23 protein-coding genes and 1 pseudogene are annotated in these 20,693 nt (G+C 52.4%); 16 read left to right on the top strand and 8 right to left on the bottom strand.

Going from position 1 to position 20,693, the window contains the following annotated elements:
• Positions 1-746: pseudogene (locus OB13_RS01990) on the top strand (pyridoxal-phosphate dependent enzyme); the annotation flags it as partial.
• Positions 747-1,297: 551 nt separating this feature from the next.
• Positions 1,298-1,735: a response regulator gene (locus tag OB13_RS01995; RefSeq protein ID WP_461488467.1), complete on the top strand. Its 438-nt coding sequence runs from the start codon at positions 1,298-1,300 to the stop codon at positions 1,733-1,735.
• Positions 1,736-1,801: 66 nt separating this feature from the next.
• Here the strand turns inward: OB13_RS01995 and OB13_RS02000 are convergent, their stop codons facing one another.
• Together OB13_RS02000 and ade are read right to left on the bottom strand one after the other, a co-directional pair.
• Complete coding sequence (locus OB13_RS02000) at positions 1,802-2,644, bottom strand: sulfite exporter TauE/SafE family protein (protein WP_461488468.1); 843 nt, start codon at positions 2,642-2,644, stop codon at positions 1,802-1,804.
• 52 nt (positions 2,645-2,696) lie between these two features.
• The gene (gene ade, locus OB13_RS02005) at positions 2,697-4,331 is read right to left on the bottom strand and encodes an adenine deaminase (RefSeq protein WP_461488469.1); all 1,635 of its coding nucleotides are present in this window, start codon (positions 4,329-4,331) and stop codon (positions 2,697-2,699) included.
• Positions 4,332-4,589: 258 nt separating this feature from the next.
• Here ade and cmk point away from each other — a divergent pair, with 258 nt between their 5' ends.
• The 10 genes from cmk (at position 4,590) to OB13_RS02055 (ending at position 11,379) form a co-directional block, all read left to right on the top strand.
• A complete protein-coding gene (gene cmk, locus OB13_RS02010) occupies positions 4,590-5,291 on the top strand; it encodes a (d)CMP kinase (protein WP_461488470.1) in 702 nt (233 codons plus the stop codon).
• Between the two features lie 11 nt (positions 5,292-5,302).
• The gene (locus OB13_RS02015; protein ID WP_461488471.1) at positions 5,303-6,193 is read left to right on the top strand and encodes a 4-hydroxy-3-methylbut-2-enyl diphosphate reductase; all 891 of its coding nucleotides are present in this window, start codon (positions 5,303-5,305) and stop codon (positions 6,191-6,193) included.
• A 101-nt stretch (positions 6,194-6,294) separates the two neighbouring features.
• Positions 6,295-6,837, top strand: coding sequence for a DUF502 domain-containing protein (locus OB13_RS02020; protein ID WP_461488472.1), 543 nt, complete (start codon positions 6,295-6,297; stop codon positions 6,835-6,837).
• Positions 6,838-7,021: 184 nt separating this feature from the next.
• Entirely contained in the window at positions 7,022-7,852 is an 831-nt protein-coding gene (locus OB13_RS02025) for an alpha/beta fold hydrolase (protein WP_461488473.1), read from the top strand.
• 93 nt (positions 7,853-7,945) lie between these two features.
• The gene (locus OB13_RS02030; protein ID WP_461488474.1) at positions 7,946-8,431 is read left to right on the top strand and encodes an ATP-dependent zinc protease family protein; all 486 of its coding nucleotides are present in this window, start codon (positions 7,946-7,948) and stop codon (positions 8,429-8,431) included.
• 5 nt (positions 8,432-8,436) lie between these two features.
• On the top strand, positions 8,437-9,339 hold the full coding sequence (gene rimK, locus OB13_RS02035; RefSeq protein WP_461488475.1) for a 30S ribosomal protein S6--L-glutamate ligase: 903 nt from the start codon (positions 8,437-8,439) through the stop codon (positions 9,337-9,339).
• Between the two features lies 1 nt (position 9,340).
• The gene (locus OB13_RS02040) at positions 9,341-10,282 is read left to right on the top strand and encodes a succinylglutamate desuccinylase/aspartoacylase family protein (RefSeq protein WP_461488476.1); all 942 of its coding nucleotides are present in this window, start codon (positions 9,341-9,343) and stop codon (positions 10,280-10,282) included.
• Between the two features lie 21 nt (positions 10,283-10,303).
• Positions 10,304-10,810, top strand: coding sequence for a hypothetical protein (locus tag OB13_RS02045; protein ID WP_461488477.1), 507 nt, complete (start codon positions 10,304-10,306; stop codon positions 10,808-10,810).
• 256 nt (positions 10,811-11,066) lie between these two features.
• Positions 11,067-11,225: a hypothetical protein gene (locus OB13_RS02050; RefSeq protein ID WP_461488478.1), complete on the top strand. Its 159-nt coding sequence runs from the start codon at positions 11,067-11,069 to the stop codon at positions 11,223-11,225.
• Positions 11,203-11,379: a hypothetical protein gene (locus OB13_RS02055; RefSeq protein ID WP_461488479.1), complete on the top strand. Its 177-nt coding sequence runs from the start codon at positions 11,203-11,205 to the stop codon at positions 11,377-11,379. Before OB13_RS02050 ends, OB13_RS02055 begins: the two co-directional genes overlap by 23 nt.
• Before the next feature lie 79 nt (positions 11,380-11,458).
• Here the strand turns inward: OB13_RS02055 and OB13_RS02060 are convergent, their stop codons facing one another.
• From OB13_RS02060 to OB13_RS02085, 6 genes are all read right to left on the bottom strand, one after another.
• Entirely contained in the window at positions 11,459-11,959 is a 501-nt protein-coding gene (locus OB13_RS02060) for a hypothetical protein (protein ID WP_461488480.1), read from the bottom strand.
• 124 nt (positions 11,960-12,083) lie between these two features.
• On the bottom strand, positions 12,084-12,854 hold the full coding sequence (locus OB13_RS02065; protein ID WP_461488481.1) for an SAM-dependent methyltransferase: 771 nt from the start codon (positions 12,852-12,854) through the stop codon (positions 12,084-12,086).
• A gap of 52 nt (positions 12,855-12,906) precedes the next feature.
• Positions 12,907-13,572: an oxidoreductase gene (locus OB13_RS02070; protein WP_461488482.1), complete on the bottom strand. Its 666-nt coding sequence runs from the start codon at positions 13,570-13,572 to the stop codon at positions 12,907-12,909.
• Positions 13,573-13,749: 177 nt separating this feature from the next.
• Positions 13,750-14,610: a CvfB family protein gene (locus tag OB13_RS02075; protein WP_461488483.1), complete on the bottom strand. Its 861-nt coding sequence runs from the start codon at positions 14,608-14,610 to the stop codon at positions 13,750-13,752.
• 275 nt (positions 14,611-14,885) lie between these two features.
• A complete protein-coding gene (locus OB13_RS02080) occupies positions 14,886-15,509 on the bottom strand; it encodes a Dps family protein (protein ID WP_461488484.1) in 624 nt (207 codons plus the stop codon).
• A gap of 59 nt (positions 15,510-15,568) precedes the next feature.
• Positions 15,569-17,458 carry a BamA/TamA family outer membrane protein gene (locus OB13_RS02085; RefSeq protein ID WP_461488485.1) on the bottom strand — a complete coding sequence of 630 codons (1,890 nt, stop codon included), beginning with the start codon at positions 17,456-17,458 and terminating at the stop codon, positions 15,569-15,571.
• A gap of 264 nt (positions 17,459-17,722) precedes the next feature.
• Here OB13_RS02085 and OB13_RS02090 point away from each other — a divergent pair, with 264 nt between their 5' ends.
• From OB13_RS02090 to OB13_RS02105, 4 genes are all read left to right on the top strand, one after another.
• Complete coding sequence (locus tag OB13_RS02090; RefSeq protein WP_461488486.1) at positions 17,723-18,988, top strand: putative DNA modification/repair radical SAM protein; 1,266 nt, start codon at positions 17,723-17,725, stop codon at positions 18,986-18,988.
• Positions 18,989-19,083: 95 nt separating this feature from the next.
• Positions 19,084-19,227 carry a hypothetical protein gene (locus tag OB13_RS02095; RefSeq protein ID WP_461488487.1) on the top strand — a complete coding sequence of 48 codons (144 nt, stop codon included), beginning with the start codon at positions 19,084-19,086 and terminating at the stop codon, positions 19,225-19,227.
• 15 nt (positions 19,228-19,242) lie between these two features.
• Positions 19,243-20,028 (top strand): TIGR03915 family putative DNA repair protein, encoded by a 786-nt coding sequence (locus tag OB13_RS02100; protein WP_461488488.1) that lies wholly within the window; start codon positions 19,243-19,245, stop codon positions 20,026-20,028.
• A 273-nt stretch (positions 20,029-20,301) separates the two neighbouring features.
• A complete protein-coding gene (locus OB13_RS02105) occupies positions 20,302-20,613 on the top strand; it encodes a hypothetical protein (RefSeq protein ID WP_461488489.1) in 312 nt (103 codons plus the stop codon).
• Positions 20,614-20,693 lie beyond the last annotated feature (80 nt).

Consider the following 20,693-nt stretch of genomic DNA (forward strand, 5'->3'; position numbering starts at 1 on the left):
CACTGGCAGCGATTGCCAAAGGGTATAAGTGTATTTTTACGTTGTCTGACAAACAGGGCAAAGAGAAAATGGACATCCTGCGTGCTGTAGGCGCAGAAGTAAGGGTATGCCCTACCAATGTGGCACCCGACCATCCGGATTCCTACTACTCGGTGGCAAAGCGCCTCAACGAGGAGATCCCGAATTCATTTTACCCGAACCAGTACGACAACATGTCCAACTGGGCAGCCCATTACGAATCGACCGGCCCGGAGATCTGGGAGCAGACCGAAGGCAAAGTAACCCACTTTGTGACCGGCGTAGGCACCGGCGGCACCGTGACGGGTATTTCCCGATACCTCAAGGAGCAGAAGCCGGAGGTCATCACGGTAGGCATCGATACGTATGGCTCCGTTTTCAAGAAGTACAAGGAAACGGGGATTTTTGATGAGAATGAGATCTACGCGTATGCCACGGAGGGTATAGGCGAAGACATTCTGCCCAAAAACGTAGACTTCGATGTGATCGATACCTTCCTCAAAGTGACGGACAAAGACGGCGCTCTTATGACCAGAAGGTTAGCCAAAGAAGAAGGCCTGTTTGTGGGTTGGTCCTGCGGAACGGCGGTATTCGGTGCGCTGGAGTATGCCCGTGAAAACAACTTGACAGAGGACGACGTGATCGTGGTACTGCTGCCGGACCATGGTACCCGCTACCTGGCCAAAATATACAACGATGACTGGATGCGGGCCCAAGGCTACATCGACTAATTCGTCATACCTACGCAATCCCGAAAGGCCTGTAACGTTCGTTGCAGGCCTTTTTTTGTGCTTTCCTGCATACTGTCTTCTACAGGAAAGGCTCAGTGCGTATAGCAGGTCAAAATTCGTTGCTGATGGTGTCGTGCAGCCCAATGCATGCCTTCCGGTTGACTTTGCAAGGTGCCCCGATACCGGCATAAAACGCAGCGATCGGAGGGGTGTTTTCTACGGTCTTCTGATTAATGCATTGATGTACAGCTTACCTGACCGGCAAGCAATTGCAAGTTTTAGTACGAATGTTGGAGAAGATTCTATATTTTTGTTTGTAGCGGTTAATTCCAGTGGGGTTGAGCTTCGTGGAAACGAAAAAAGATGTTCCCCCTTTTCAAGCGGTTGCATAACCGGGGCAGTGGGAGACGGGGTAGGACTACATCGTGAAACGTATTATGGAAAACGTGGGTGGCCCTGCCGACGTAGCCTTTGAAGTTGGAGCCGGCATTCCCCTTTATTATTTGCTTTCCATGTTCAAGTATGAAAGCTGCATTTTGATTTAAATTATGAAAAAACTATCAGGCATCTTACTTATTGACGACGATGACACCACCAATTTCCTGAACCAGCGTCTGCTCGAACGGATGCAGGTAACCGATAACATCCGCACGTTTGTCAATGGAAAGCAGGCCTTTGATTACCTCTACAATGTGAGTAATAATAATTACGAACATACCGATGAAAATTATTTTCAGCCGCAGCTTATCTTTCTGGATATCAACATGCCGGTGATGGATGGTTTTGAGATGCTCGACCTCTACAAGCGCCTGAGTGATGATTTCCGAAAGAGCATCGTATTGACTGTGCTGACCACCTCCACCCATCCGCAGGATACAGCAGCGGCCCGGAAGTATCAGGCAGAGTACCTCACCAAGCCCCTGTCAGCTGAGAAAGTAAATGCGCTGATCGCAAAACATTTCAAAGTAGAAGAAAGTAATAAGTAAGCCTGCGGGAAGGTCTAAATGAAAACAGCGTGTAGAGAAGTAGCCTTCTCTACACGCTGTTTTCATTTAGAAGGAAAAGCCGAAATTAGACTTGATCGCAAGGTTCAGCATGACGCCCGCGCCCGCCAGCAGCAGTCCGATCCCGATGAGCTTATCTATGTTCTGAGCCGGAGGCTGGTGCTTTTTCATCAGGTTGCCGCCAACGGCACCCAGGGCAAAAGCAGCCATCAGGGGTAAGCTGCGGCTCCAGAGCACATTCCCGAGCAGGTAGTGGCTGATGAAACCGGTAAAACTGGTGATCACCAGGATAAACAGTGAGGTGGAGGTAGCGATCTGGGAAGGTATACGGAAGAGTTTGATCATGATGGGCGTTTGCAGGAAGCCGCCCCCAATCCCGAAAAGTCCTGCGATGATGCCGGATACGAAACCAAACACAGACACTATACCTGCATTGAGGCGGTAGGCCAGGTGCTTGGCCCTGTTCTTCCGGATAAAGGACGTAGGAGCCCGGCGAATGCGGTACATCATACCCGAGTGCCGTCTGGTTTTTTTCTTAGGAGGAGCCACCATGTAGACACCCACTACCACCACGAACAACGCAAAGAAGAGCTGTAACTCCGCCACCGGCAGAAAGGCGACCATAAAAGCACCCAGAACAGTGCCGGCCACAGCCGGGAACTGGATGAGCGAACCGACCAGGTAATCGATACTCCTGTCCCGAAGGTTGAAAACCGAAGCGATGATGGAAGCCGGCACCAGGGCAGACATGGTAGCACCGATGGCAATCTCGATGTTATACCCAAAGAAGATGATCAGGATGGGCACCATGAACACTCCGCCTCCAAATCCGATAATAGTGCCGAACCCGCTCACGAGCGCACCGACAACAAAAATGATAAATTCCTCCATTCGCTAGAGCCCCTCAGGGCTTGGGTCTTATACCTGGATATGACCAGGTATACTATTCAGCTACAGGTACGAATTTAAAGTCATCTCCGTTAAACAATCCTTTGTCGCTGAGCTTGAGCGATGGAATCACGAGCAAAGCCATGAAGGAAAGCGTCATAAAAGGGGAGGCCAGCTTGCTACCCAACTCCTTACTCATGCGGTCTATGGCCGAATAAGCCTGGGCCACCTCATAGCCATCGGCAGCAGACATGATGCCGGCTACGGGCAGGGGAAGCAACTGCTCGCTCGCACCATCTACGGCCGCAACGCCCCCTTTGGCCCGGATGATCAGGTTCACGGCGCGGGCAATGCTCTCGTCATCCACCCCCACCGCAATGATGTTGTGCGAATCATGCCCCACGGAGGAGGCGATGGCACCCCGCGCTATACCTACATTTTTGATAAAGGCCACCGCAGGATCAGTATTTTCGTAGCGGTTCACGACCGTGATCTTGAGCACGTCCTGCGCCGGGTCCGACACCAGGTAGCCCTGCTCGGTTTTTGGCTCGGCCCATACCTGGTGCGTGATCAACTGTCCGTCAAAGGCCTCAATGACTCGGATTTTGGTGGCGCTGTCTGCCGCTAGCCGGAACTGCTCTGGCTGCTTCGGCTCGGTATTGAAGTTATTGACTTCCTCACTGGGCGTGTAGCTGATGTGGGTCTTCCCGTTCTCTGCCACCAGCTGCCCGTTGATATAAGTAGCCAGTACGCCAAAGTTCTCCAGGTCATCCACCACGATAAAGTCGGCCGGGTCGTTTTCGCGGAGCAGTCCTACCTCCAGTTGGTAGTGCAGCACGGGGTTGAGGCAGGCGGCCCGCAGCACATGAAACAGGTCGTGGCCTTTGGCCAGCGCCCGCTTCACGAGCAGGTTCAGGTGGCCTTCCACGAGGTTGTCGGGGTGCTTGTCGTCCGAGCAGAACATGATCTGATCCGGGTAATCGGCGAGCAGGCCGATGAGCGCTTCGAAGTTTTTGGCGGCGCTGCCTTCGCGGATGAGAATTTTCATGCCCACGGCCAGTTTGTCAAGCGCCTCTTCGGCCGTGAAGCATTCGTGGTCGGTCGTGATGCCGGCCGATGCATAGCGCGCTGCCTGTTCGCCGCGCAGGCCGGGCGCGTGCCCGTCCACAGCTTTGCCATACTTTTGGGCCAGAGCGATCTTTTCCATCACCACCGGGTCGCGGTGCAGTACGCCCGGCCAGTTCATCATTTCGGCCAGGTACTTAATTTCGTCCCGCTGAAACAAGGTTTCGATGTCAGCGGCCGTTATCTCAGCACCGGCTGTCTCGAAAGGCGTTGCCGGCACGCAGGAAGGGGCACCGAAGTAAAACTTAAAGGGCACTTTCTGGCCATTCTCTACCATGTATTCTACCCCTTTCAGCCCGAGCACATTGCCAATCTCGTGGGGGTCCGAAACGGTGGCCACCGTGCCGTGCGGAACAGCCAGGCGGGCAAATTCCGAGGGGACCAGCATGGAACTTTCCACGTGCACGTGGGCATCCACGAAGCCGGGCAAAATATACCGGGTCGAGGAGGTCGCCTCACGAACTATTTTAGAAATCAGGCCGTTTGACACATGAACTGTGCCTTCAAAAATCTCTTGCTGGTGCAGGTCTAGGATGCGTCCGCTAACGGTATATGGGCTGTGCATGGCAGGAATGGCTTGGTGATTTAAATTGCCCCTGAATAGGGCTTGAACCCGTAAATTACTTTATATTTGCATTAAATTCAGTCGTTTTGAGAAAGATAATTTCATATTTGGTACTTGCAGGATTTCTGGCCACCGGCACACTGGCAGGCTGCACTGCGAAAACACCTCAACAGAAAAAGACGGCATCCTACATGAAAAAAAGCAAGCGTGGCAACGCACCATGCCCTTGCGACTCCAACTAATTCCCAGCAGCTTATCATGAAAAAAATTGTGATCGCCATAGACGGCTACTCCTCATGCGGCAAAAGTACAACTGCTAAACTGGTGGCTGCCGAACTTGGATATGCCTACATCGATACGGGCGCTATGTACCGAGCGGTTACACTTTATTTCCTGGACCACCACGTAACGCTTACCAATCCCAAAGAGGTAAAAGACGCCTTGGATAAAATCGATGTCTCCTTTCATTACAACCCAAAGGCCAAACGGAACGAAGTATTCCTAAATGGCCTTAATGTGGAGGATGAGATTCGCAGGATGTACATCTCCAACCAGGTAAGCGAAGTGAGTGTGGTCAAAGAAGTGCGCCGGGCCATGGTGGCGCAGCAACAGAAAATGGGCAGAAAGCGGGGTGTGGTGATGGACGGGCGCGACATCGGTACGGCTGTTTTTCCGGATGCGGAAGTGAAGATATTCATGACCGCCGATGTGGACACCCGCGCCAAGCGCCGGCAGGATGAACTGCTGGCCAAGAAGCAGCTCATCAACCTGGGCGAGATCAAGGAGAATTTGCTCAAGCGTGACCTCATCGACTCTACCCGCCAGGAAAGTCCGCTACGACGCGCCGATGATGCCTTTTTGCTGGATACCTCGCACATGACCATCGATGAGCAGGTGGAGTTTGTACTCAACAAGGTCACTTCCCGTATCTTCAACGGAGAGTACGCCTTACAGGAATAGAGAAAAAAGAAATGAACGTAACGATAGATAAGAATTCCGGTTATTGCTTCGGTGTGGAATTTGCCATCCAGATGGCAGAGGACGAAATGGAGAATTGTGAGGAGCTTTACTGCCTCGGCGACATCGTGCACAACAGCATGGAAGTGAACCGCCTCTACAAAAAAGGCCTTCGCATCATCGACCGGGAGCAACTCAAAGAACTGCGCAACACCAAGGTGCTGATTAGGGCGCACGGGGAGCCGCCGGAAACCTATAAGCTAGCGTTAGAAAACAACATTGAGCTGGTAGATGCTTCCTGTCCGGTAGTGCTCAAGCTGCAGAACCGGGTAAAGCATGCCTTTGACTCAGATAAAACACAGGGCGGGCAGATCGTGATTTACGGGCAGGTAGGCCATGCGGAAGTGATCGGCCTGGCCGGCCAGACAGGAGATGAGGCCATCATTGTCACGACGGAAGAGGATCTGGATAAGATAGACTTTTCGCGCCCGGTCACCTTGTTCAGCCAGACCACCAAGAGCACGAAAGGGTTTTACCACATCAAGGCCCTGATCGAGGAGCGTATCCGGCAGGCCAACCAGGACAGCACCGTGCCTGCCTTCAATGCCAACGACAGCATCTGCCGCCAGGTATCGAACCGGGAGCCGCAACTGGCTAAGTTTTCCACAGAGCACGACGTGGTGGTGTTTGTGAGCGGAAAGAAAAGCTCGAACGGGAAAGCGCTCTACAGCGTGTGCAAGCAGCACAACCCCAACAGCTACTTTGTCGAAAACGAAGAGGAACTGGACAAAGCCTGGTTTGCCAACGCGGAGAGTGTCGGCATCTGTGGCGCTACCTCCACCCCGATGTGGCTGATGCAGCAGGTGGCAGACAGCATCAATAAATTTAATCTTCAGATAGTATAGCTTTAGAGCAATTAGCATAGCTTTGTTGCACTACTGATAGGGGTAGCATATTGCTGCCTGGGGCTTTGCTTTGGCAGAGCCTTTTTTGTGAATCATCCGGTATGAGACGTATTCTACGCTATTTCCTGAACGGGCTCCTCATCATTGCCCCTTTTACGATCACGGTATGGATCGTGGCCGCCATCATTGACTGGCTCGACAGTTTGTTTGACCTGGGTATACCTGGTCTGGGCATCCTGCTGATGTTCATCTTGCTCACGCTGGTAGGCTTTATCAGTTCTTCCTTCTTTGTAAAACCCTTCATCGTTGTCACCGGGCGATGGTTCAACAAAGTGCCTCTTGTCGGCATTGTATATTCGAGTATCAAAGACCTGTTCGATGCCTTCGTGGGCGACAACCAGAAGTTCAACAAGCCCGTGATGGTCAGGATGTCGGAGGAGTCAGAAAATCTCAAGTTTGGCTTTGTAACCCAGGAAACAATAAGCTCCCTCAACCTGGAAGACCGTGTAGCGGTGTACTTCCCGCACTCCTATAATTTCTCAGGGGAGCTTTTCGTCGTGCCCAAGAAGCACGTGGTATATCTGGACCTGCCCAGCAGCGATGTGATGAAGTTTATTGTATCCGGGGGCGTGTCGAAGTTGTGATCCGCCACAAGTTTGCCAACCGGCACATTTTTCTGCTTCTGCGTAAATAATGCTCCTGATGACCAACCTTATTTGTATGCATGCCGAATAAGTCTTAGGCTGCTGCCGGATCAGCTTAGGCGCTATACCTGCAGACTTCAGCCTATACCTGACAATTTCAGACGAGCTCTCATTATACCTAAGAATGCCTTATATCATTCACGAAGGAACAAAACTACATTACCGGGTGCTGGGGCAAGGCAGCCAGGCGCTGCTGGCTTTTCACGGCTATGGCCAGAGCGGCAGCTACTACCTGCCCATGGAGCATGCCCTGGGGGGCGACTATACCATTTTTGCGTTCGACCTTTTCTTTCACGGCCAGAGCCAGCTGCACAAAAACAACATGCCGCTGGACAAGGATTTTCTGCAGGAGATCGTGGCAGAATTTCTGCGCAAAGAGCAGATAGAAGCCTTCTCCCTGATGGGCTTCAGCATGGGGGGGAAGTTTGCGCTTACGCTAGTAGAGCGTTTTCCGGAGCAGGTAAAGGAGCTCTTCCTGATCGCGCCGGACGGCATCAAGACCAGCTTCTGGTACAACATCGCCACCTACCCGGGCTGGCTGCAACAGCTCTTCAAGCGCACGGTGCTCAAACCAGAGCCTTTCTTCAGGCTCCTCAACGTGCTCAACCGGTATAACATGATCCACAAAAGCCTCCTCCGGTTTGCCCGTTACCAGATGGACAGCACCGAGAAACGCCTGCGGGTATACCGCAGCTGGATCGGCTTTCGGGAGCTGAATTTTGATATCCGGCATATTGTCCGTTTACTCAACACGCAGCAGGTACCCGTTACCATGTTCCTGGGAGCATTCGATCAGATCATTTCGCCCCGGCGGGTGAGTGTCTTTGTGAAAGCACTTGAGAAAGGGGAGCTGGTGATACTCCAGACAGGGCATTCGCATCTGCTGCAGGAAGTAGCCGAGCTGCTGCACCGGAAAAAAACAGGTGCTATACCTCCGGCTTCTCCTTCCGTTTAAGAGGGACCAGGTATGGCACCGGCTGCAAGAGGCTTTTCAAAAAAGTAAGCCGCATGCCGCATACCTTGTCCATTATCCTTAAATTGGCCATCGATGAAAGAGGAAAAACTAAAAAAGCCCAAAACTGAAAAGAAAGTGATCGGACGGCGTGAAATGGTCGCCTTCCCTAAATTGGGCATTGAGGAAATCGAAGCCAAGATAGACACGGGCGCCTATACCTCGGCCATACATTGCTCCGATATACACGAAGAAGTACGGCCGGACGGAACCAAAGTGATCGCGCTCGACTTATTAGACCCGTCTCACCCGCAGTACAACCATAAAAAACTGGAGTTTTCTGACTATACCCTGCGTGATATCCGTAACTCATTCGGCGATGTGCAGGAGCGTTATGTGATCACGACCCAGATCCAGCTTTTCGATGAACTGATAGAGGCGGAGTTCTCCCTCTCTGACCGCAGTGACATGAAGTATCCGGTGCTGATCGGCCGCAAACTGCTCAAAGGAAGGTTTATAGTAGATGTTTCCCGTAAAAACGTCTCTCTCAAATTCAATAACAAACAGAAAAAGAATAAATAGTTTTTATGAAAATAGCGATTCTCTCCCGCAACCCCAAGTTATACTCTACCCAACGCCTGGTAGAGGCGGCGCAGCAACGCGGGCACGAAGTTCTCGTGCTGGACCACCTGCGCTGCGACCTGGTAATCGAACAGGGTGACCCGCACATACTGTACAAAGGAGAGCGCTTGACTGGTTTTGACGCCGTGATTCCGCGGATCGGAGCTTCGGTTACATTTTACGGGACAGCGGTCGTACGCCAGTTTGAGATGATGAAGGTAAAGAGCGCCGTGGACTCCCAGAGCATTGTGCGCTCCCGCGACAAACTGCGCAGCAGCCAGATCCTGTCACGTGCAGGCCTGGGCATGCCAAAGACCGCTTTTACCAATTATTCCAAAGAAACCTCCGGGCTGGTGAAAGAAGTAGGCGGTGCCCCGCTGGTGATCAAACTGCTGGAAGGCACCCAGGGGCTGGGCGTGGTACTGGCGGAGACCCGGAAAGCAGCTGAGTCGGTGATCGAGGCGTTCCACAACCTGAAGGCCCGTATCATTGTGCAGGAGTTTATATCCGAAGCGGCAGGCGCTGATATTCGGGCCTTTGTCGTGAACGGAGAAGTCGTCGGGGCCATGAAACGGCAGGGAAAGGAAGGCGAGTTCCGCTCCAACTTGCACCGCGGCGGCAATGCGACCCTGATCAAACTGAGCCGGCAGGAAAAAGCGGCCGCCCTGCTGGCAGCTAAATCCCTGGGCCTGGGAGTGGCAGGTGTAGACATGCTGCAGTCCAAGCGGGGACCGCTCATACTGGAAGTAAACTCTTCTCCGGGGCTTCAGGGGATCGAAAAAGCTACCCAGAAAGACATTGCAGGCAGAATCATTGAGTATGTCGAAGGCCTGGTTCAGAAGAAAGCGGCTAAACGAGTAAGTGAATAGCATGCCTGAGACGATTAAGATTAACGGGGTAGCGATAGACCGTGGGGAAAAGGTGCTGACCAAACTGGTGATCTCCAAGCTTCCGAGCGGCACGGTGATCGATATACCGGTCTATGTGTTCCGGTCGGTACACGACGGGCCGGTGGTCTTGCTGATGGCCGGCATGCACGGCGACGAGGTGAACGGCACGGAGATTATCCGGCGCATGCTCACCAAAAAAATGCTGTACCCGCTGAAGGGAACCATCATCGCCGTACCTATCCTCAACATCTATGGTTTTCTGAATTTCTCCAGGGAGGTGCCGGATGGGAAAGACGTGAACCGCAGCTTCCCGGGCAACAAAGAGGGTTCGCTTGCCAGCCGGGTGGCCCACAAGTTCATGAAAGAGGTCATGCCCTACGTACATTATGGCGTAGATTTCCATACAGGCGGCTCGAGCAGGGGCAACTACCCGCAGATACGCTGCGTGCTGGCAGACGAACGCAACCAGGAGATGGCAGAGGCCTTTGCCGCTCCCTTCACCCTGAATGCCCCTTTCCGGCAGGGCTCCCTGCGCAAGGAGGCCGCCAAACTGGGCAAGCGCATCCTGGTATACGAAACAGGCGAATCGCTGCGCTTTGACGAGCGCGGCATCGTTATGGGTATTGAAGGAACCAGCCGTTTGCTGCACCACCTGGGTATGGCAGCGAGCGCTCCCATGGCAACAGAGGCCACGAAAATCTGTATGAAGGATATCTGGCTGCGGGCCAAGAATGCCGGCCTGTTCCGGTGCACGGTGAAGGAAGGGGACTACGTGAAGAAAAACCAGAACATTGGCAGCATCACAGATCCCTATGGTGAAATGGAAGTGCGCCTGAATGCCCCGGCCGCCGGTTACGTGATCGGCCTCAACAACATGCCGGTGATCAACCAGGGCGACGCCCTGGTGCATATTGCGTTTTAAGATGCTCCCAGCCTTGAAAGTATGTGGAAGAATGTGCTCGGTATACTTAGTCTCATCCTGCTCTTGTCAGGGCAGAGCTTTGCGCAGGCAGGTTTTGAAAAATGGGATGAGAGGTATAGCCTGATCAACCTGGCGGAGCTCCTGGACTCTGAGCAACATTATGCCGACAGCATAGAAGCTATTTCCGGAAAAGAAGCCCACTATTTCAGGGCCGGCAAGTATCGGTTTGCGGCAACTTACCTGGGACTCAAAAGAAGGCTGGATGCCAAGGTTATGAAATCCATGCAGTATGTGCTGGGTAGGACGGTAGGTGACCCCGGTCAGCTGGAGGAGCTGCTGGAGCACGAGTATTTGTTCCAGGCGGGTGACGTACGGTTCTGGGCGCCGATGCAGCGGCAACTCGAGGCACCATTTGCCGAAGAGGTCAGAAACGGAGACACGGTGTTGCTGTATTGCCTTTTCCTGAACGAGCATTCCGGCAGCGGGTTATACAATACCTTTCTCGTATCGGAGTTCCTAAAAAAGTAAAACAGGTATAGCATAATAGGTATACAACATAACAGGTATTGCATAAACAGCGTCGATAGATAAAAGATAGAAATAGTTTGGCAGGGGCCGCTCTAAATATAGAGCAGCCCCTGTTGCATTATATCGGGATAAGTATATATTTATAATATACTATTTATTTGTAGGATGTGCAGGTGTGTCTGGTGCTATCGGTTTTCCTGGCAATTCATTTCGATCTTTCTATGAACACAAACTTACCTGTATTCCACCGCGTGGTATGGAGGAACAGCTCTGGTTAGGCACCTTGTTTTCGGACGAGCTCTACAACTCGGGCCAGATCACGCTGAGTAACCGGGTAATGGTGCCAACTTCTGAGATGGAATGGGAAAATAAGGTACACACATTACCTGGAAGTGCAGGTACAGCAGCTGACTAGGGATGAATACCTGTTCTACCAGACGCTGCAGTCTCAGCGCGATAATGATGACAATCCCTTTGCGGAGTATACCCAGGTGCACCGGAACGACACCAATGGGTATGGCGTGCTGGGTGGCGTAATAGTCAGCAAGTACTTAATCCCCGTCAGGTAGCCTAAACTGAGGAGAAATAAAAAAGAAGGCCTGCTGTTGAGGTATAGCAGGCCTTCTTTTTTGTTATTGAAACGCAGTACTAAAATACGTAACGCACGTGCAGGGCTGAATCCCAGTAGCCACCGCCGCGCGGTATGTTGAAGTATGGCTTGATGTCAGCACCGATGGTGAACGGAATGTCACGGATGTAGTACTCCAGACCCAACACCCCGTCGATACCGAAGCTCACTACGTTGTCGTGATAGTACTCATCGTAGTGCTTGTGATGACGCACATAGTAGTGGCGTCCTTCGTGGAAGCCCACGTGGCCACCCAGGCCATAGTACCACTGCAGCCCCTTCGCGTTGAAGGCAGGGGCGTGTTTTTCATAAAGTACGGTGATCACCCCACCTCTGTGTCTGAAGTTGGTGCTCAGGATACCTTCAATGGCAGCATCGCTTTTGATGAAATGCTTTATAGTAAGGCCGGAAGCAACGCCTCCTCTGAAGCCGATGCCAGTCTTGTACTGTTGCGCCTGGGCACCGAAAGCCAGCGTCATCACCAAGGCTAGGGTGAAACCTACGCGATAAAATGTTTTCATTGTTTTGCTAAAAGTTAAACATGCAGCTCACCGGGCAAGCACCTCTTGCCGGCAGGGTGCAAAATTATAACTTCTAACGTTGTAAAAAACTAATATTGCGGATTGGTGTAACTTTTTATGCCACTCACTTGTAGGACTGCAGGTAGGCCGTCTTTCCGGTGCGCTGCCCGATCAGCTTGAAAAAGGTGATAAACTTCTGATCGTCAGATTTTAATGCCTTGGCAAACGCGTCGGGCTCGTCCTCCTTTTCATAATCTTTGATGTACTGCTCCCGCACCAGTTCCGCCTCCTGCAGTTGTTCAGCGGCCTCAATCTGCACAAGCCCGGTCTTCTCCCACAGCTTGCGCCACCAGTCTATTGTATGGATAAAGTACCAATAGTTCTGATAATCTTCCCGAAGGAATTCCGGCGCCTGCTCCGGTGTATCTATCTCTTTGGTGAAACACACATCCACAATGGCGATATGGCCTTCGGGCTTGATGAAGCGTGCAATGTAAGGCAGGTATTTTTCGTCCGTCCCAAAATAGGTATAGGAGTCGACTACGATCACGGCGTCAAAGTATTCTTCAGGAAAAGGCAGGGAGCGGGCTTCCATCTCCAGCGGGAACACCTTGTCTTCGCAGCCTTCGCTGAGGATGCGCTGATAATTGTCGCTGGCCGAAACAGCCTCGTCGACGGCCCAGACGGTGACCCCGAACTCCATGGCCAGGAAGATAGAGCTGATCGCTTTGCCGCAGCCCAGGTCGAGCACCCGCATGCCCGGCTTGAGTTGGAGGGACTTGGTCAGGCTTTCGAGGTTGAAAAGGACGTTCTCGCCCATGGAATGCTTTCGTACCCACTCCGGGTCGTATTGGGATGCCTTGGGGAAGGCATGGTGTAAGCTTTGCTTCGGCATAGTAGTGAAGGAGATGATCGCCTAGCCACTTACGGGGGAGCAGCCGGTAGAGTTAACTGGCGAGCTGCTCTATTTTGTCGGAAGGGTATATGTGTACGCCGAGTCCGTCGCTGGAGGCAGCCTGCAGCATGGCTTTGGCTACTGTTTCGGCCTGTATCGGCCTGTACCTGCGCAGCGGTCCGATCATCAGGCCAGCCAGTGGTTTCATGATCTTCGCTCCCAGTTCTTCGCCCGTGCGATGCTCCTCGCGCTCGCCCAGCAGCAGCGAAGGCCTGAGTATGTGCAGGGCCGGAAACCCCATCTGCTGCACATCGCGCTCCATTTCGCCTTTCACTTTGTTATAGAAGACCATCGAACCGGCATCAGCCCCCATCGCCGATACCACCAGGAACTGTGTGGCCTTCTTTTCCAGCGTAATGGCAGCCAGCTGTGTCACATAGGTATGGTCCACTTTGTAAAAGGCTTCTTTGCTTCCCGCTTTCTTAATGGTGGTACCCAGGCAACAGAACACGTCATCTGCTACCAGTTCCGACTTATAGCGTTTCAGGTCGTCGAAATCTACCAGCTGCTGGTCCAGTTTCGGGTGGATCAGGGGCAGTTCGCGGCGTCCGACAGAGATCACCTGGCTATACCTGTTACTCAGTAAAAGTAATTGAAGCAAATGGCTGCCTACCAGTCCGCTTGCCCCGGCTATCAGTGCAGTTCGGGTTTTTTGCATGTGCAATTCGTTACGCTGAAAAGTACGTGTTTAACTACTGTAAAGTCTGGAAAATATGCAACTTTCAGCGGGATATTAGCCCGCCCTGGTCTTATCCACAGGAAAGTGCTTTCTCAACCCGGATTTCAGGCAGGCAGCTGGGCCGGGCGAAGGGGAAGCGCGCACCCGACGCACAGGCTATACCTGCTCTTCGTCGGATGGAAGCCGGATATGGTCTTCTGCAATTTCGATCTTCCCGGCTTTGTAGAGGCTGCCAATGGCTTTCTTGAAGGTCTTCTTGCTCATGCCCATGATGCGGTAGATATCATCCGGGCTGCTGCTGTCCGACAGGGGCAGGTAGCCTTTCGCCTTTTGCAATACACCCAGAATCTTATCGGCAGCGTCGGAAGACTCTCCCTGACCGGTGGTGCCGGGCGCACGCAGCGTGACGTCGATTTTGTCGTCGGGCCGGAGGGCCTTGATGTAGCCTTTCACTTTGTCACCCATGCGCAGCTCCTGGAATACCTCATTTTTGTAGAGCATGCCCATGTAGCTGTTGTTGATGATCACCTTGATGCCGATCTCCGTGAAACCTGCCACCAGCAGGTCTACTTCCTGGTTCTCGGTCAGATCTGTGCCCGCGTCTTCGTTGTGCAGGTATTTTCCCAGCTTGGTGGTGCCCACGATGCGGTCAGACGTTTCGTCGAGGTAGATATAGACACAGTATTTGTGGCCGGGCCGCATTTTTTCCTTCTGGTTGTGCAGGGGTACGAGCAAATCTTTCTCCAGTCCCCAGTCCAGGAAGGCACCGAAAGGGGTGCTATCCTTGCAGGTAAGGCAGGCAAACTCCCGCACGGTGGCGTAAGGGGTCAGGTTGGTCGCAATTACCCGGTCTTCGGAGTCGCGGTATACGAATACGCGCACTTTGTCGCCAACCTTTGCGCCTTCCGGGATATACTTGCGGGGCAGCAGGATGTCGCCATCTTCTGAGGTTAAGTATACACCGAAATCTACTTCGCGTGCTATCTCCAGTTCGTTGTAATTGCCAAGATCAACCATATGCTATTGGTGGGATGTATTGCTAAATTTCACAAATATAGTGAAACCGGAAATGAGATGAGCGAAATGTCTGCTATACCTGTTTTGCTATCCTAGATCGCTACCTGCCCATTTAATCTTATAAACAGGAAACAACCTGAAAGGATACAAAATGTTTAAAGATCCGGGAAAAGCCTGCCAGGCCGGGCGGCTATACCTGTATTCCTGATTTGTGCGGGAAGCAAACAAAAAGGCAGCCCGCGCGAGCTGCCTTTTTGAAAGGATAAGCCTTCATATTAGGCTTTGGCTTTTGCAGGGGCTTTCTTGCCGGCTTTCGAATCGCTTTTGCCGTTGGACTTGCTGTCGCTTTCTTCCAGGATATCATCCGGGGTGGCGATCAGTCCGATGGACAGGCCGTCTTCGCCCAGGAAGTGCTCGATGTGGTGGCAGCGGTCTTCGGTTTTGATCAGGATGCCTTCCAGGATCGCTTTGGTGGCAAAGTCCTCGTGCTGTAAAGCCAGTTTGATGGACTTGCGCAACTCCACGGCGATGGTCTTCTCATCTTCCATGTCTTTCTGGAGCATCTCCCGGATACGGAACACGCCTTCCTCCTCATGCTGGATGTAGGAGAGTTCTATCTGCCTGGCCGGGTGGCAGGTCGGGCAGTAGCCCATCACCGTCAGGCGCTCGGCCAACGCGTCGTACTGCTCGTGCAATTGGGTATAGTGCTCCTCGAAGAACAGGTGCAGGTCACGGAACTGCGGACCTTCTACCATCCAGTGGTGCTTGTGGTACTGGTTGAATAAGGTGATAAAAGAAGACAGATGTCGGTCCAGTTCACGGGCCATTGCAGTTGCCGTGATCTTGGAGAGTCCTACCGGGTTGCCTTCATATTCTGATTTTTCTCTTAGCTTTTCCATGTTCGGGTTTGTAAATGTTCTGTCTTTGTACAGAAAAGAGCCCAAAAGGATACAAAATATCAGCGAAATTCGGCGACACCCGGTCTTTCAAAACGAAAATCGGCAAAATCATAAAATGGCCGGGAGGACTCGTACACCTTAAAGTTGCTGAAGTCTTCGTTGTGCGGGATCTTGGGATAATAGCCCACCAGGATCTGTATTGTGCTGAAGGACAGGTACTCATTCCGGAAACGTATACCTACACCAAAGCCTTTGTAAGGTTTGTTCTGGAGCGGAGAACTCTTTTTGCCGGAAGACAGCCAGCCGACGTCGAGGAAGGCCAGTGTGGCCAGCCGGAAGCCGAAGAGCGAAAAAGGCGTGTACAGGTTGGCTTCATAGTTGAGGACGATGCGCCGGTTGCCCCGCAGCAGGTCAGACCGGAATCCCCGCAAGCCATCTTCGTTGTTGATGGAGAGCAGTTCTTCGGGGTTGCGGTTGAGGCCGATTGTGCCGTGCCCGGTAACGAAGTGTCGGAGCTTCCAGTTGCCTTTTTCGTAGAGCCTGGTGAAGTAGAGGGATTCCAGTTCCAGCACGCCTTGTTCCAGTTTGCTTCCCCGGAGAAAGGAGCCATACCCGGCCCGGCCATACAGGTAGCCGAAAGTAGGGGTATACCGGGCCACCGACAGGTCTAAGCCCAGGTAGCGGCGGTCAAATAACTTGCCTTTTTCATACCCATAGGTGGCGGAAATGAGCGTGCCTGCCGGCACGTCTTCCGTACGGCCAAAACCATACAAAAACCGGTCTTTGTAGTAGCGGCGCACACTGTAGCCCAGGCTGCCCAGGATCATGATGTTGTCCTGGTAGGCATCGGATGGTTTTACGCCGTAGTTGGTATTGATCAGGCGAAGCCCGGCAATCACCCTGCCCCGTGGTTCGTAGCCCAGGTTATAGCTCTTGAATTTGAAAGAACGCCCCAGCCAGAAATCCTGGCGGTTGTAGCTCAGATCCGTGAAACGCTGCACCGTGTCTTCGGGAGTGGAGGGCAGCAGCAACCGTTCTTCTACCTGCGCTATACCCAGGGCTCCGGCATATTTGGTAGTGGTGGAGAAGAAATCGCGGCGCAGAAAGGCGCTTTTTTCTTTGTAGAAATTCTCATTTACATAATTCAGTTCCGAGCGGATATAGGTGTTGCTGATGTTTTCTATGGTATACCCGGCTGCCACCTCCCAGGAGCGGGGGCGGTCCATGTTGAAGCGGTAGAGGCCACGCACCTGGTGGCCCAGCCCCAGGAAGTTGAGCTCCCGCAGCGACACCCGGCCGGAGCCAGAAGAAGGAGAATAGGAACCCGAGCCGCCCAGGCTGAAGATGTCCTTAGTGATCACAAATACATCCACGCTGTCCTCGGTCGTGGTGCGTTCGTCTACGATGATGCGGGCATCCAGGAGGTAATCCGTCTGGCGCAGCAAGCGTTCCGACTCGACCAGTGCCAGGGGCTCCAAGGGCTCCAACGTCTGGAAAAGGAGCTTGTTGCGCACCAGCGAGCGCCGGGTTTTAGCATGCAGCGAGTTGCCGGCTTTCTCCAGGAAGTTGCGCGGTACGCGGGTAGTGTCATTAATAGAATACCCCAGGGCATCCAGGGTCATGATATTGATCCGGCGTACGATCTTGTAGTTGTGCCGCTCATATTCCCGCTGGATCAGCTCGGCATCCAGCCCGAGCGCTTCTTCGTCTTTGCGGTCAAACACCAGGATCGCCTTCAGCAGTTTGCCCATGATGGTCTTGCGCTTCGATAGTTCGCGCAGGTTGTTCATCACGCGGTCATCAAACTTGCGGAAGGTGGTGTCAGCGGGAGCAACCAGGGTGTCCTGCCGGGTAGGCACTTGCTGCGCCTGGCAAATGCCCGCCTGCAGTAGTAGCCCCAGGAGGACTACTGCAGTGAAGCGAAAGACAGACAGGTGCAATGAAAACATGAAAGTTGTGGGCTGCTAACTCTGGTGTAAAGCTGCTAATATAAGGTTTAGCCTCCTAATATAACGTTTTCTGCTCTATTGCAGCGCAGGCCAATGCGAATATTTAAAGGGTATACGTGTAAAGGTTGGTGGTTAAATAATTGCTAATTTTATTAGTTAATAAGACTGTGGAAAGATTGTTAATAAATAAAAATGCTAATTATTTTGGGTTATTACGGATGCTTTAGCTAATTTTAAATCCGGTTCAACAACTATAAATGCCAAATGGACAGCAGGATAAACGATAAACTAAAAATATTAGCAGATGCTGCGAAGTATGACGTTTCCTGCTCGTCAAGTGGTGGCAAACGCAAGAACGACAACAAGGGGCTGGGTAACTCGGAAGGTATGGGCATTTGCCATAGCTATACCGAGGACGGCCGCTGTGTCTCCCTGCTCAAGATTCTGCTCACCAACTTCTGCATTTATGACTGTGCTTACTGTGTTACCCGCAAAAGCAACGACATCAAACGGGCGGCCTTTACGGTGCAGGAAGTAGTGGACCTGACCATCAATTTTTACCGGCGCAATTACATCGAGGGGCTTTTCCTGAGCTCGGGTATTTTCAAGAACGCCGATTATACTATGGAGCGCCTCGTGCGGGTGGCCAAAAAGCTGCGGCAGGAACATGCGTTCAACGGCTACATACACCTGAAAACAATACCCGGGGCAAGCGATGAGCTGATTCAAGAAGCCGGCCGCTACGCCGACAGGCTCAGTGTGAACATCGAGCTGCCGTCGGAGCAAAGTCTGCAGCAACTGGCGCCCGAAAAGAGCTACTCCGAGATACTGGTGCCGATGGGTTCTATCCGGCAGCAACTGGTGCAGGCTAAAGAGGACAGCAAGCTGTTTAAGTCCGCACCTGCCTTTGCGCCGGCCGGGCAGAGCACGCAGCTGATCGTTGGAGCTTCTGCTGAGGATGACCGGCAGATCCTGCAGTTATCAGACCAGCTCTACAAGAACTACAGCCTGAAGCGGGTGTACTACTCCGGGTATGTGCCCGTGAGCACCGACAACCGCTTGCCTATCCTCACCGAGCCGCCCATTATCCGGGAGAACCGCATCTACCAGGCCGACTGGCTCATGCGCTTTTATGGATTCGATGTGAAGGAAATAGTGGATGAGCAGCACCCGAACCTGGACCTGGAAATAGACCCGAAGCTGTCGTGGGCATTGCGCAACCGCCACTTCTTTCCGGTAGAGATGAACACGGCAGACTACGAGTTGATCCTGCGTGTGCCGGGTATAGGCGTAAAGTCCGCTAAAAAGATTGTGTCGGCCAGGCGTTTTGCGCCGCTCAGCTTTGAGCACCTGCGGAAGATGGGCGTGGTGCTGAAGCGGGCGAAGTACTTTATCACCTGCCAGACCAAAAGCCTGCAGCGGCAGGAGTTTGACTCAGCGCAACTGCGCCGCAAGATCTTGTTTGGTGACGGCTCTGTCCGGAGCGCCTTGCTCACGCAGCAACTGGACCTGTTCCGGCAGGTGGGTTAACCAATAATTTTAGTACCATGGCTCAGGCGAAAAATATTTCAGACGAATTATGTAATCAACCGAATCATACATCCTTTCAACCAATTCAAAAAACGATGAGAAATTCAACCAAAGTTGCCCGTGTTTCCTGCTGCTGCAAACTCAATATGCTGGTGCCGCATCTGAAGAGCCTTTCATCCAGAATGCAGACGGATGGCAAGCGTGAAAAAGGTCGCGTGAACTACAACGCCAAACAGTAAAACAAGAAGCTGCCGATGCACCTCTATACCTACGACGGCTCCTTTGAGGGACTGCTGACGGTCGTGTTTGAGGCCTATGAGCGGAAAGCCTGGCCTACTTCCATCGAGCAGGAGCAACTGGCGCAGCCTTCCATGTTTGGTGATACCGTCCGGGTGGTGACCGACGAGAATAAAGCCGGCCGTGTGTGGCAGGGACTGCAGCGCAAACTGACCGCCACTGCCCTGGAATCGCTCTACTATACCTACCTGTGGGAGCAGACCGGGTTTGAACAACTGGTGTTTGACTATGCACGCCTCGCGTTTGATTTCAACGGAAGTATAGAAGGCAATTATACGACTCCCTGCGTGCTCCAGGTGCAGCAGGTGCACAAACAGGTACACCGTGAAAAACATCGCATGGAAGCCTTTGTCCGTTTTCAGAAAACGGCAGATGGCTTGTTCTATGCCGTCATTTCGCCAGACTTTAACGTGTTGCCGCTGATCATTCGTCATTTCCAGAAGCGCTATGCCGACCAGCGTTGGGCCATTTATGATACCAGGCGTAGGTATGGGGCCTACTATGACCTGGTTTCCACCTCATTCATCAACCTGGAAGCGCAGGCGATGGCACCCACCCGGTATGGCGTCCTGACGGAGGACCGCTATGACGCCGAGGAGGCGAAATATCAGCAACTCTGGCAGGTATACTTCGATCATGTGAACGTACCGGAGCGCAAAAATTCCAAACTTCACCTGCGCCACATCCCGAAGCGCTACTGGAAATATCTTTCCGAAAAACAGCCACGCCATCTTCAAAAATAATGTTCCCGAGTAACTGATTGTGAATCAAGGGTGTCCTGTAACAAGGGATGAAGCAGGTATACCTGGTTGGCTGCTAATTGCATTCTAAGGCAACCTAAAGCTGCTTTTGGAGTATAACATAACTATATAGATTTTTTGAAAAATGTGCAGCAGGTTTCCTGCTATATTTGCCAGTTGGTATTCCTTACTTGCTGCGATTCACTTTTTGATAGAACAATGAACATACGCGTACGAAAAAAACTGATTCAAGTAGCCCGAGGACGAGCTCACCTGATGTCGTTTCAAAATCTGGTCCTGGAAGCTGAATTGGGGCTTAACCTGGAGAACTCTTACGAAAAGTCACAGCTCAACGAAGTCATTGATGAAATATCAGAGTCTGAGCATGCTGCCGGCAGACCGCTGTTGAGCGCTCTGGTACGGGTCAAAGGACGTCAGAACCAGGGCGACAGCTTTTTTAAGCTTTGCGAACGCCTGGGCTACGGGGACTGGAAAAGCCTCAAAAAAGACCAGGAGTTCCTGGAAGGGCAGCGCCAGACCTGCCGGGAATTCTGGCAGAACAGCAATAATTTTACTTCCTACCTCTAATACCGTGTAAAGAGGCAGGCCCGACCGCATTCCCTGGGTCTGCTTCTTTACCTAATCTTTTACTTTTACATCGATTATCC

The sequence above is a fragment of the Pontibacter sp. HJ8 genome, from assembly GCF_054824225.1.